The sequence below is a fragment of the Burkholderia sp. Bp9004 genome (assembly GCF_003858025.1).
GTDB lineage: Bacteria > Pseudomonadota > Gammaproteobacteria > Burkholderiales > Burkholderiaceae > Burkholderia > Burkholderia diffusa.
The window spans coordinates 1-11695 of record NZ_QTQD01000027.1 but is presented as its reverse complement, the minus strand read 5'-3'; the positions used below and the strand labels follow the sequence as shown (position 1 = coordinate 11695).

The window sequence follows — 11695 nt, the reverse complement described above, 5'->3', positions numbered from 1 at the left end:
ATCCTTGACAGCCGGCGAGACTCAGGCTGCTGCCGCCTGATGAATCGCGTCGTGCCGCTCACCACCCAGGATATCGACCAGATCGGTCAACATCCGCCCCAATTCACCCGTCATCAGCGTGACGTCCGAGTCGAAGCGTTCGTCGTCGTTCTGCGCGGTGGGATCCGCCGCTTCCTTGATCACGTCGAGCGGCGTGACGCGCTTGATCGTCAGCGACGGCGTCAGCACGAAGGAGATTCGGTCATCCCAGGTCATGGCGAGGCGCATGCATTGCTTGCCGGCCTCGATGTGCCGGCGCATGTCGTTCGCTTCCAGCGCGTGGCCGACGTATCGCACCGTGGCCCCGCCTTCGCCGCTCGAGCGCAACTCGGCGTCCTGGTCCACGGTGAACCCGCCCGGCGCGTCGCCGGACAGCAGCCAATCCGTCATCGCGGCGACCGGCGAAAGCGCCACTTGAACGCCGGCGAGCGGCAATTGATCGATCGATTTGACGAGCAGGCCGCGGACGTCGTCGGCAAGAGCCTGTGCAGCCGCATCGATGACGAGCCAGCCGTTCACCGTATCGATCCACACGCGGGTATCGCGGCGAATGGTGAACGCGCGCGGCAGCAGTTCGTCCGTCACTTGCTCCTTGAGTTCGCGCAGCTGTTTTCGCCCGACCTTGAAGCCCTGCTGCTCCTCGACTTCAAGCGCCCGGGCCTTGGTCACCTGATTGACGACCGAGGCCGGGAGCAGCTTCTTTTCGGCACGAAACATCAGCAGCATCTGCTGGTTGATCGAATACACAAGCGCGCCGTCGTCACGCGGCGACGCCCATCCGAAGCGCTGCATCTCGACGCTGGTGCCCGGCTGAAACGCGTGGGGCGCCAGCCATTCTTCCATCTGATCGGGGGTAACGGCCCACGGTGCCGGAAGACGATGAAGCTGAAGATTCTTGAACCACATAGGCGTGCGGGCAAAGCGCATCATTCTATATGACGGTGACGTTTGCCGGCCATCAAGAGTCGCTGACGTTTTCCTGTGAGCGGCCGCGCTGAGGGCCGCTTATTACCGGGTTGGCGTCATAAAACTTGTCGTTCCGGGGTAAGAACAGGGCTGTTTTCGGAAGGTCGACGGCGCTGCACCCGCTAACCTGATTGCGTTGACTCCGGGAGCTGAGAATGCAGGCGCGGTCTCTGATGGGTGTGTTTGCTGCCGTTTTCGCGGCATTCTCCTGGTCGCTCAATTTTGTTGCGCCTTACGTGATCGGTCCATACTCCATTTACGACCTGGCTGTTACGCGATTTCTGCTTTCGGGAATATTGGGCGCTGTTCTGTTCATCGCCGTGAAGGATCGCGGGTCGCACGCGACCTTAGTCGACTGGCTGGTCGCGGCATGGCTAGGTCTCGTCGGGTATGTAGGCTATTTCGTGACGATCATGTCAGCCGTACGCTTCGCCGGGCCGATTGTCCCGCCAGCGATTGTCGCGACTGTACCCGTGGTGCTTGCCATCGTTGGGAATCAGGGCGCACAGGCCACATCGTGGAGAGTTCTGAGTATCCCTCTGGGCTTCATCACGTTGGGCTTGATGATGGTCAACTCGTCCGGGCTGATGGAGGCGCTTGATGGCCTGTCGACTCGAGTCATCGCTGGCATCGCAATCTCGTTTGGCGCAGTATCGCTGTGGACCGCCTTCGCCCTATCCAATCGAAACGCGCTAAGAAAGCGCCCGGGGATGGACCCGAGGAAGTGGACGGCGATGATGATGATCGGTGGCGCGCTGGAGATTGCGCTCTTTATTCCAATCGCTGCACCACTGTCGCTGCTGAATATCACCAGACTTGGCATCCAGTGGTCGTCATTCGGACTTGTTCTGGCGAGTTCACTTGTTCTGGCCGCAGTAGGGTCGATTGGTGGTTCGTGGGCGTGGACGATAGCATCGAAGAAGCTGCCAATCGGGCTTGCAGGTCAGCTTATCGTGACCGAGACGGTATTCGCGACGTCGTTCGGGCTCGTGGCAAGTCATCGGTGGCCTAGGTTCGACGAGGCATTCGGCATCGGCGCCATCGTTTGCGGAGTCGTTATAGCGTTGAAAGTCCTGCATTCACCGGCAGCACAGTCGAACCGGATTTCCAGGTAAGTCGCGCTGGAGATGCGCAGCATTGTTGAGCGGCTGCTTCCGATCCGGAACCGGCCGCTCAAGGGCACATCGCGTGGGTGACCGCTTCGGGATGGCAAGCGACATACGCAGGCGGCCGAACGCAGGGCGCGACAGCGTGAAGCCCCGACAGGGTGAAGCCCCATGCGGCGGCGGCTCGACGGCGCGGGCGCTCTGCTAATATTGTAGAAAATATGCAATATCCGCCGTCGCGCCGACATCTGCCTGACCGCCTTCCCCCAATCCGAACATGAACGAGAAACGCCCTCCTCTTGTCTACGCCACGCGCGCCGAAGCCGCGGCGAACGAATTGCGCCGCCGTATCCTGACAGGGGAGTATGTCGACGGCTATCAGCTTCGCCAGGATGCGCTGGCGACCGAGCTCGGCATCAGCCGGATTCCGCTGAGGGAAGCGCTCGTGCAGCTCGAGAGCGAGGGGCTCGTCAAGATCCTGCCCCACAAGGGGGCGATCGTCTCGGAGCTGTCCCCGGAAGACATCACCGAACTGTTCGAACTGCGCGCGCTGCTGGAACCCGTGCTGCTGAAGAAGTCGATTCCGAAGCTGACCGCCGAGGATTTCGCGCGGCTCGATGCGATCCTCGAGGAATACAGCGAAGTGCTGCATGCGAGCCAGTCCGGGCGCTGGGGCGAACTGAACACCGAGCTGCATCAGGTGTTGTTGTCGCGGGCCGACCAGCCGAAGACGGCGGCGATCGTCGCGTCGCTGCTGCAGCAGACCGACCGCTACACGCGCGTGCAGTTGTCGCTGTCCGAGGCCGCGCGTGACGTGGCCGAATCCGAACATGCCGAGCTGGTCGCGTTGTGCCGCAAGGGCGACGCGCGCACGGCGGCATCGCTGCTCAAGCGGCATATCGAGCATGCGGGCGGCGAGCTGAACGCGTTCCTGCGGGATCGACGCCTCGGTCGTTGAGAGCACGTCCGGCCAGGACGCTGCGAACACCGCGTTGCGGCAGATTCCAGTGCCGAGGCGTCGCATGTGAGGCGCGGCCCGTCCGGGCATCGCGGCAACCGGCCTGCATGCGTGTCGTTCGCCTATCCGCCGCCAATACCCTGCAGCACCTTGCCCGTTCCGCCGCACACCGTGCATGGCTGTCCTTCGACCATGCCCGTGCCGCGGCACACGCCGCACAGGTCCTCGCCCACGCCCGGCGCATCGGGTGGCCCTTCGTCGCCCGGATTCAGCGGCGTGTCCTGATTCGGACCGGCCGACGTTCTGGTCGTCTGCATCGCACACCTCCATTCGCATTTCCGATGTCGCCGCAAGCACGCATCGCGCGTGCCCGCGGCGTATACACGCGCGCAGGCGCCGGCCCGCATGCCGGAAGCGCGCAACGACGGGCGCACCGGGCCCGATGACGCCATTCCCGCGTAACGGCGGGGAATAGCGTCATCGCATCATCATTACAACGGCGGCGCCCCCGTCGAGCCGAACGGGTTTGACTGGTCCGATGCCGGAGGAAGTCGACGAACTCGACCACGTTGGCCGGACGCATATTGCGCGTTGCCTCGACGTTCACGACGACGCGGTTCGCGGTCGACGCTCAAACCGGCAGGTTCACGTTGTGCAGCGTGAGGTTCACGGCCGATTGATCGTCCTGGCTTGGCGTCGTGCGGCTGCGGGCGCGCAGTAGTCAGTCATCCTATAACGCATGAAATAGAAGCGAAAGCCGGCGTCCGGTCTCGCGAAAGCGATTCAACATCGTGCCGATTCAAATGCAGACCTGTTTCCGGAAAACGTTTTGCAGGTCAGCCACCGAGTTGAGACGATTTTTTCCCATCTCCCGCCGCAAGCCCGCTACAGAGCCCGTTATAGGGTATGCACCAAGTGAGTTAAACGATTAACCGACGTACATTCGCTCCGACACGTCATACAACGTATGACTGCGAATCCGCGAAGGCCGTGCATCGATGCATGCGGAGGCCGACCGGATCGCCGCCAAACAACGAGCAACCAGCAAGGAGACTGACGATGAAGCACCGATTCACCCGCTCCCGTACCGCACTGGCCGTCGCGCTGATGGCCGGCTTCGCGGTGTCCGCGCAGGCCCGCGTGTTCCGCTCGGCGGACGTGCACGGCGACAGCTTCCCGACCAACATGGCGGTCAAGTACATGGGCGACGAGCTGTCGAAGCTGACGGGCGGCAAGGACTCGATCAAGGTGTTCGGCAACAGCGCGCTCGGCTCCGAGAAGGACACGGTCGACCAGGTGCGGATCGGCGCGATCGACATGGCGCGCGTGAACGGCGCATCGTTCAACGAGATCGTGCCGGAGTCGCTGATCCCGTCGTTCCCGTTCCTGTTCCGCGACGTCGACCATTTCCGCAAGGCGATGTACGGCCCGGCCGGCCAGAAGATCCTCGACGCGTTCGCGGCGAAGGGGATGATCGCGCTGACGTTCTACGAGAGCGGCGCGCGCTCGATCTACGCGAAGCGCCCGGTGCGCACGCCCGCCGACATGAAGGGGCTGAAGGTGCGCGTGCAACCGTCCGACCTGATGGTCGACGAGATCAGGGCGATGGGCGGCACGCCGACGCCGATGCCGTTCGCCGAGGTCTACACGGGCCTGAAAACGGGCCTCGTCGACGCGGCGGAAAACAACCTGCCGTCGTACGAGGAAACCAAGCACTTCGAGGTGGCGCCCGACTACTCGGAGACGCAGCACGCGATGACGCCGGAAGTGCTGGTGTTCTCGAAGAAGATCTGGGACACGCTGTCGCCGCAGGAACAGGCCGCGATCAGGAAGGCCGCGGCCGATTCGGTGCCGTACTACCAGAAGCTGTGGACCGCGCGCGAGGCATCGGCGCAGCAGACGGTGACGAAGGGCGGCGCGAAGATCCTGCCCGCCGCGCAGATCGATCGCGCGGCATTCGTGAAGGCGATGCAGCCGCTGTGGGCCAAGTACGAGAAGACGCCGCAGATGAAGCAGATCGTCGACGAGATCGAGGCAACGAAGTGACCCGTCGCACCTCCCTGAATGGCGCGGCGGCCGCGGGCTCGCCGGATGCGGCCGTCGCGGACGGTGCGGCACCGTGCCGGCCGCGCGCGGCGGCGCCGCTCCTGCGTTGCGTGAACGACCTGCTGTTCCGCGCGCTGGCCGTGGTCGCGTCGCTGTGTCTCGCGGCGCTCACGGTGCTGGTGTTCTACGCGGTCGTGATGCGTTACGTGTTCGAGAACGCGCCCGATTTCGTCGAGCCGATCGCGTTGCTGCTGGTGATCGTGATCGCGATGTTCGGTGCGGCGATGAAGGTGCGCGACGGCGGCCACATCGGCCTCGACTCGCTCGTGAGGCGCCTGTCGCCGGGCGCGCGCACCGTGGTGATCGCGATCCAGCACCTGAGCCTGATTGCGTTCGCGATCGCGATCATGGTCGGCTGCGGCAGCATGGCCGCGGAGACGATGGGCGACCGCATTCCGATCATCGGGCTGCCCGAGGGCGTGCGCTACCTGATCACGATTCCCGCGGCGATCGCCATCATCCTCTTCTCGCTCGAGCACCTGCTCGCGCTTCGTCGTTCTTCGTCGGCCCAATAACGCCATGGAACTCGCGATCCTGTCCGTCAGTTTTCTGATTTTCCTCGTGCTCGGCGTGCCCGTTTCGTTCGCGCTCGGGATTGCCTGCGTGCTGACCTATATGGTCGAAGGGCTCCCGATCGCGACCGCGATGCAGTCGATGATCTCGGGAATGAACGCGTTCTCGTTCCTCGCGGTGCCGTTTTTCATCTTCTCCGGCGAGCTGATGCTGCACGGCGGCATCGCGGACCGGATCCTACGTTTCGCGCAGGCAACCGTCGGCCACTTCCGAGGCGGCCTCGGGATGGCCAACGTCGTCGCGTGCACGCTGTTCGGCGGCGTGTCGGGCTCGCCGACCGCCGATACGTCCGCGATGGGCGGCGTGGTGATTCCGCTGATGAAGCGCGAAGGCTACAGCGCGGCCTACGCGGTCAACGTGACGACCCACGCGTCGCTCGCCGGCGCGCTGATGCCGACGTCGACCAACATGATCATCTACGCGTTCGCCGCACAGGGGATCACGGGAATGCTGCACGGCCAGCAGGTGAGCGGCGTGTCGATCGGCGACCTGCTGTTTTCCGGCCTCCTGCCGGTGCTGTGGGTGATGGGCTTCGTGCTCGCCGCCGCGTACTGGCAAGCCGTGCGTCACGGCTATCCGCGCCGTGAAGACGGTTCGTCCGCGCTGCCGACGTTCCCGGGCTGGTATGCGGTGTTGCGCAGCTTCGTCGGCGCGGTGCCGGGCCTGATGGTGATCGCGATCATCCTCGTGTGCGTCGCGAAGGGGATCGCCACCGCAACCGAAGCGGCCGCGATCGCCGTCGTGTATTCGCTCGTGCTGACCGCGATCGTGTACCGCACGCTGACCGTCGAGAAACTGCGCCGCGCGCTGTCGCATGCGGCGCGCACGACGGGCGTCGTGCTGCTGCTGATCGCCGTGTCCAACATGCTGCGCTTCCAGATGTCGTACCTGGAGATTCCGGATGCGATCGAAGGGCTGCTGAAGCAGTCGACCGCCGCGCCCTGGCTGATGCTGCTGTACATCAACATCATTCAGGTGTTCCTCGGCACGTTCGTCGACATGGCCGCGCACATCCTGATCACGACGCCGCTGTTCCTGCCGATCGCGATGGCGTGCGGCGTCGGGCCGGTGCAGTTCGGGATCATGCTGCTGCTGAATTGCTCGCTCGGTCTCGTTCACCCGCCGATCGGTTCGGTGCAGTTCGTCGGCTGCGCGATCGGCAACGTGTCGATCGGCGAGACGACGAAGATGGCGTGGCCGTATTACCTCGCGATCTTCAGTGCGATCAACATCGTCACGTACATGCCGTTCTTCTCCACCTGGCTGCCGAGCCTCATCAGCGGGCACGCGGTGTTCTGATCATGCGTTTCGCCCGTCGCGGCATCGGACGACCCTGGTTGTCCGGTGCCGCGAACACGTTAACGGTCGCGTCACGCACGGCGCATTCACATCAACATGAAGACAGCATGGCGGGCCGTCGCGGCCGCCGCGTTCGCGCTGGCCGCATCGCTCACGCACGCAGCGTCGTAAGGGTATGTCTCGAACGGCGACAGCCTCGACATTCCGGTGCCCGGCGTCGTCCCGGTCGCACGGCGGAAGTGCACGACGCCATGCGTCGCGGGACGCGCGACGGCAGTCACACGCAGCGCGGGCAAGCTGTGCGATGATTCGCCGCTTCGCGTTCGTCGCAGAACGCCGCGGATCGCGGCGCCCGTTTCCGGGCCGCCGCCGATCGCATTGACATCCGGAGACGACATGCCCGCACACATCGTTCATGGCAGCACCCTGCATTACCAGGATCACGGCACCGGATTTCCGGTGCTGCTCGGACACAGCTACCTGTGGGATTCGGCGATGTGGGCGCCGCAGATCGACGCGCTGGCGAGCCGCTATCGCGTGATCGTGCCGGACCTGTGGGGGCATGGTGCGTCGGGCCCGCTGCCCGAAGGCACCGAGACGCTCGACGACCTCGCCGCGCACGCGAGCGCATTGCTCGATGCGCTGGAGATCGAGCAGTGCGCGGTCGTGGGGCTGAGCGTCGGCGGGATGTGGGGCGCGCGGCTCGCGTTGCGCGAACCGCAGCGCGTGCGCTCGCTCGTGCTGATGGATGCGTCGCTGGAGTCCGAACCCGACGCGACGCGGCTGCGCTACTTCGGGATGCTCGACGCGATCGCCGCCGCCGGTTGTATCGCGCCGCCGTTGCTGGATGCGATCGTGCCGCTGTTCTTCCGGCCGGACGTGAACCTCGCCGACCCGGTGCCGACCGCGTTTCGCGCCGCGCTCGCGAACCTTCCGGCCGACCGGCTGCGGCAGTCGATCGTCCCGCTCGGTCGACTGATCTTCGGGCGGCCGGATACGCTCGTCGCGCTCGCTGAACTGGATGCCGAGCGCACGCTGCTGATGTGCGGCGCGGGCGACATGGCGCGGCCGCCGTCGGAGACGGCGAAGATGGCGGGCGTGATCGGTTGCCGCCATGTGCTGGTGCCGGACGCCGGCCACATCTCGAACCTGGAGAATCCCGCGTTCGTCACGCGGACGCTGCTCGACTGGTTCGACGAACAGCAGCTCGCGGCGGGCTGACAGTCAGATGCGCGGCGCCCGCGAGGGGGTGCCGCGCGGCGTCGCATGACGACGCAACGGCTTGCATCACTGCATGACTGGATTACGCGCGTTCGCCGACCGGCGCGAACTTGCGGTCGCGCACGCGCCCCTCGTCAACGCCGCGGCGAATCAGGTCCTGCGCTTCCGCGCGGCTCGCGACACACGGCGCGGAGCCGGGCAGCGGCCGCCGTGCGGTTTCGCGGAGCGCGAGCACCGACACGATGCCGATGAACGACGCGCCCATCAGGTAGTAGGCCGGCATCATCAGGTCGCCGGTGCGATCGACGAGCCATGCGGTGACGAGCGGCGTCGTGCCGCCGAACAGCGACACCGACACGTTGAAGCCGATCGCGAGCGCGCCGTAGCGGATCCGCGTCGGGAACAGCGCGGGCAGCGCGGACGGCATCACCCCGGTGAAGGTCGACAGCAGCGTGCCGTAGATCATCATTCCGCCGAACACCGACAGCATCCCGCCGGAGCGGATCAGCAGCAGCGCGGGCACCGACAGCACGAGCAGGCCGACGCAGCCGAACATCATCACCGGCTTGCGGCCGAGCCGGTCCGACAGATGCCCGGCGTAAAGCGTCATCGGCATCATCAGCACCATCACGAGCAGCACCATGAACAGGCCGTGCGTTTCGTTGAAGTGCAGCGTCGCCGACAGGTAGTTGGGCAGATACGACAACGCCATGTAGTCGGTCACGTTGAAGATCAGCACGAGGCCGACGCACTGGAGCAGCGGCTTCCACTGTTCGACGAGCAGCGTGCCGAACGACTGTTTCGGGCGCGATCGTTCGTCCGCTTCGCGCGCTTCGGCTTCCTTCTTGAACGCGGGCGTCTCCTCGAGCTTGATCCGGATGTACAGGCCGACGAGGCCCAACGGACCGGCGATGAAAAACGGCACACGCCAGCCCCACGACAGCAGGGCTTCCTGCGAGAGCGTCGCCGTCAGTATCGCGACGGTGGCCGCGCCGAGCGTGTAGCCGATCAGCGTGCCGAACTCGAGGAAGCTGCCCATGAAGCCGCGGCGCTTGTCGGTCGAGAATTCGGCGATGAAGGTGGCGGCGCCGCCGTATTCGCCGCCGGTCGAGAAGCCCTGCACGAGGCGGGCGACGAGCAGCAGTATCGGCGCCATGATGCCGATCGACGCGTAGCTGGGGATCAGGCCGATCGCGAAGGTGCCGACGGCCATCATGATCATGGTGGCGGCGAGCACGCGCTGGCGGCCGATGCGGTCGCCGAGCGGGCCGAACACCATGCCGCCGAGCGGGCGCACGAGGAACGCGGCCGCGAACGTGCCGAAGGTCGCGAGCAACTGCGCGGACGGGCTGCTGGAGGGGAAGAACACCTTGCCGAGCGTGACGGCGATATAGCTGTAGACGCCGAAGTCGAACCATTCCATCGCATTGCCGAACGCCATGGCTCCGACCGCTCGCTTCAGGACGGCGGGGTCGACGATCGTGATGTCGTCCAGCTTGAGGGACTTGCGCGAAGACCGGGCTTTCGCGGGGTGCGCTTGCGATGAACTCAAAGAACGCTCCTGGAGGAGCCTTCGGCTGGCCGAGCGGATGCGGAACCGTCGGGGACGAAGGCGGTTGTCTCGGGATCGCCGTGATGTCGGTGATGCGGCGCGCGTCATGCGACATCCGGCAGGTGTGTGCTGGTGTGAAGCAGTGTAGAGAAACGGGAAACGCGGACTATCGGTCATGCGCCCGGAAACCGGTCGAAAACGACACGGATGGCGCAGCCGGGCAACTCCGCGTATCAGCAGGTTCGGCGCCCGGCGGTCCGGGCCGCGCCGATGGCGGTCTATACCGGACGCTGATCTTGCGGTGTGCGTGGATGCTGCACGTGGCGGATCGCGCGGGCGTGAGATGGGCGATACGTCGGGCACGGATTCGTGCGCGATGGAGATCGCGCCGAATCCGAACGCGTCCTGGCGTACCGATATCGGCGCGAGATGATTCGGACTGCGAATGCATGGCGGTGGCGATTCGGCACCGAAACCGCCACCTGCGCATCAGAACATGTGGCGGATTCCGACGTTCGCGCCGACGGTCGTGCCGGTGACCGCATAAAGCGCGTTGTTGATCCCGAGCCCGGTGTTCATCGCACCGTGGTTGTTGACCATCGCGACCTGCGCGTACAGCGCGGTTGCCTTCGACAGGCTGTAGGTCGTGCCGACGGCCGCGAGCAGCGAGTGATTGGCCGTGTCGTTGCGATCGCTGGTGAACCAGACACCGCCGTTCAGGTCGACGGCCGGCGTTGCCTGGTAATCGAGGCCGCCGCCATACACGTTGTTGCTGAACGATCCGCCGATCTTGTAGCTCGTGAACGATGCCTTCGCGGTGACGGGGCCGAAGCGGTACGCGGCGCCGATCGTGCGCCCGACGAACGCGACGGTGCTCGGCGTCGGAGTCGGGTTGGTGCCGTCGTTGCCGTCGTAGAACGCGGCGTCGATCGTGAAGCCCTCATGTTCGTACTTGAGGCTCGCCGAATACTGGCGGCCGGCCTGGAAGTCGCCGGCCTTGCCGCCGAACGCGAACATCGCGCTGCCGGTGAGGCCGGCGATCGTCGGGCTGGTGTACGACACGGCGTTCGGGTTGAACAGGCCCGTCACCAGCACGTTGTCGACGTAGTTGATCAGCCCGCTGCCGAAGTGCGAGAAGCTGCGCGGATCCGAATCGAAGATCGCGAGCAGGAACGGCGAGTACTGCACGCCGGCCTTGACCGTGCCGAAGCCGCCGTCGAGCCCGACCCACGCCTGGCGGCCGAAGAAGTTGCCGTTCGAATGGGCGAACGCGCCGTTGGTGACGGCAAAGCCGCTTTCGAGCTGGAATTTCGCCTTGAGTCCGCCGCCGAGATCCTCGGTGCCGATCATCCCGAACGTCGTCGGCGTCATGCCGGTGTCGGTCATCGCGAACTGATGGCCGGCGTTCGCGCCGGTGGCGGCGTCGAGCGTCTTGCTCGTGTACAGCACCGCGGCGTCGAGGTTGCCATACAGCGTTACGCTGCTCTGTGCGAAGGCGCTGCTGCTGACCATCGCGCCTGCCAGCGCAGCGCAACCGATCACGATTCTGTTTTTCATTGGGTGTCTCCAGTGTTGTTGTACGTCGATGCATCGAACGGGGAATGCGACGGACCGCCGCGAAGCGGTGTCCGGCGCGCGGGCCGCATACGCACGATGGGGCGCGGCGGAACGCACGTGCGTGGCCGGGTGTCGGCCGCATGCGACGCGTTCATGGCGGGGATGGCCGCCCGAACGCGCGTGCGTCGAAGAGATTGGGTAAGGCCGGCGGATGCCGGCCCCGTCATTCAGAGCGACTGGCCGAGCTGCTCGAGGATCGCCGGGTTCTCGAGCGTGGACGTGTCCTGCGTGATCGCCTCGCCCTTCGCGAGCGAGCGC

At 65.4% G+C, this 11695-nt stretch carries 10 protein-coding genes; 6 read left to right on the top strand and 4 right to left on the bottom strand.

Going from position 1 to position 11695, the window contains the following annotated elements:
• Positions 1 to 21: 21 nt before the first annotated feature.
• A complete protein-coding gene (locus DIE08_RS25430; protein WP_124904323.1) occupies positions 22 to 945 on the bottom strand; it encodes a recombination-associated protein RdgC in 924 nt (307 codons plus the stop codon).
• Positions 946 to 1178: 233 nt separating this feature from the next.
• On the opposite strand from DIE08_RS25430, the gene DIE08_RS25425 reads away from it, so the two are divergent.
• Entirely contained in the window at positions 1179 to 2120 is a 942-nt protein-coding gene (locus DIE08_RS25425) for a DMT family transporter (protein WP_124904201.1), read from the top strand.
• A 268-nt stretch (positions 2121 to 2388) separates the two neighbouring features.
• The gene (locus DIE08_RS25420; protein ID WP_059600652.1) at positions 2389 to 3069 is read left to right on the top strand and encodes a GntR family transcriptional regulator; all 681 of its coding nucleotides are present in this window, start codon (positions 2389 to 2391) and stop codon (positions 3067 to 3069) included.
• A gap of 122 nt (positions 3070 to 3191) precedes the next feature.
• Here the strand turns inward: DIE08_RS25420 and DIE08_RS25415 are convergent, their stop codons facing one another.
• Positions 3192 to 3386: a hypothetical protein gene (locus DIE08_RS25415; protein WP_059600650.1), complete on the bottom strand. Its 195-nt coding sequence runs from the start codon at positions 3384 to 3386 to the stop codon at positions 3192 to 3194.
• Between the two features lie 742 nt (positions 3387 to 4128).
• Here DIE08_RS25415 and DIE08_RS25410 point away from each other — a divergent pair.
• The 4 genes from DIE08_RS25410 (at position 4129) to DIE08_RS25395 (ending at position 8268) form a co-directional block, all read left to right on the top strand.
• Positions 4129 to 5115 carry a TRAP transporter substrate-binding protein gene (locus DIE08_RS25410; protein WP_124629436.1) on the top strand — a complete coding sequence of 329 codons (987 nt, stop codon included), beginning with the start codon at positions 4129 to 4131 and terminating at the stop codon, positions 5113 to 5115.
• The gene (locus DIE08_RS25405) at positions 5112 to 5690 is read left to right on the top strand and encodes a TRAP transporter small permease (RefSeq protein WP_124904199.1); all 579 of its coding nucleotides are present in this window, start codon (positions 5112 to 5114) and stop codon (positions 5688 to 5690) included. The genes DIE08_RS25410 and DIE08_RS25405 overlap by 4 nt, the downstream gene beginning before the upstream one ends.
• 4 nt (positions 5691 to 5694) lie before the next feature.
• On the top strand, positions 5695 to 7047 hold the full coding sequence (locus DIE08_RS25400; RefSeq protein ID WP_124904197.1) for a TRAP transporter large permease: 1353 nt from the start codon (positions 5695 to 5697) through the stop codon (positions 7045 to 7047).
• A 396-nt stretch (positions 7048 to 7443) separates the two neighbouring features.
• Positions 7444 to 8268 carry an alpha/beta fold hydrolase gene (locus DIE08_RS25395; RefSeq protein ID WP_124904195.1) on the top strand — a complete coding sequence of 275 codons (825 nt, stop codon included), beginning with the start codon at positions 7444 to 7446 and terminating at the stop codon, positions 8266 to 8268.
• A gap of 82 nt (positions 8269 to 8350) precedes the next feature.
• Here DIE08_RS25395 and proP read toward each other — a convergent pair whose 3' ends face one another.
• Both proP and DIE08_RS25385 read right to left on the bottom strand, forming a co-directional pair.
• Positions 8351 to 9820 carry a glycine betaine/L-proline transporter ProP gene (proP, locus tag DIE08_RS25390; RefSeq protein ID WP_124904193.1) on the bottom strand — a complete coding sequence of 490 codons (1470 nt, stop codon included), beginning with the start codon at positions 9818 to 9820 and terminating at the stop codon, positions 8351 to 8353.
• 489 nt (positions 9821 to 10309) lie between these two features.
• On the bottom strand, positions 10310 to 11377 hold the full coding sequence (locus tag DIE08_RS25385; RefSeq protein WP_124904191.1) for a porin: 1068 nt from the start codon (positions 11375 to 11377) through the stop codon (positions 10310 to 10312).
• Positions 11378 to 11695 lie beyond the last annotated feature (318 nt).

Excerpts from the sequence above, each read along its gene's own strand:
- DIE08_RS25410 (WP_124629436.1), top strand. The coding sequence starts at position 4,129 with ATGAAGCACCGATTCACCCGCTCCCGTACCGCACTGGCCGTCGCGCTG.
- DIE08_RS25385 (WP_124904191.1), bottom strand. The coding sequence starts at position 11,377 with ATGAAAAACAGAATCGTGATCGGTTGCGCTGCGCTGGCAGGCGCGATG.
- DIE08_RS25420 (WP_059600652.1), top strand. The coding sequence starts at position 2,389 with ATGAACGAGAAACGCCCTCCTCTTGTCTACGCCACGCGCGCCGAAGCC.
- DIE08_RS25425 (WP_124904201.1), top strand. The coding sequence starts at position 1,179 with ATGGGTGTGTTTGCTGCCGTTTTCGCGGCATTCTCCTGGTCGCTCAAT.
- DIE08_RS25415 (WP_059600650.1), bottom strand. The coding sequence starts at position 3,386 with ATGCAGACGACCAGAACGTCGGCCGGTCCGAATCAGGACACGCCGCTG.
- DIE08_RS25400 (WP_124904197.1), top strand. The coding sequence starts at position 5,695 with ATGGAACTCGCGATCCTGTCCGTCAGTTTTCTGATTTTCCTCGTGCTC.
- DIE08_RS25395 (WP_124904195.1), top strand. The coding sequence starts at position 7,444 with ATGCCCGCACACATCGTTCATGGCAGCACCCTGCATTACCAGGATCAC.
- DIE08_RS25430 (WP_124904323.1), bottom strand. The coding sequence starts at position 945 with ATGTGGTTCAAGAATCTTCAGCTTCATCGTCTTCCGGCACCGTGGGCC.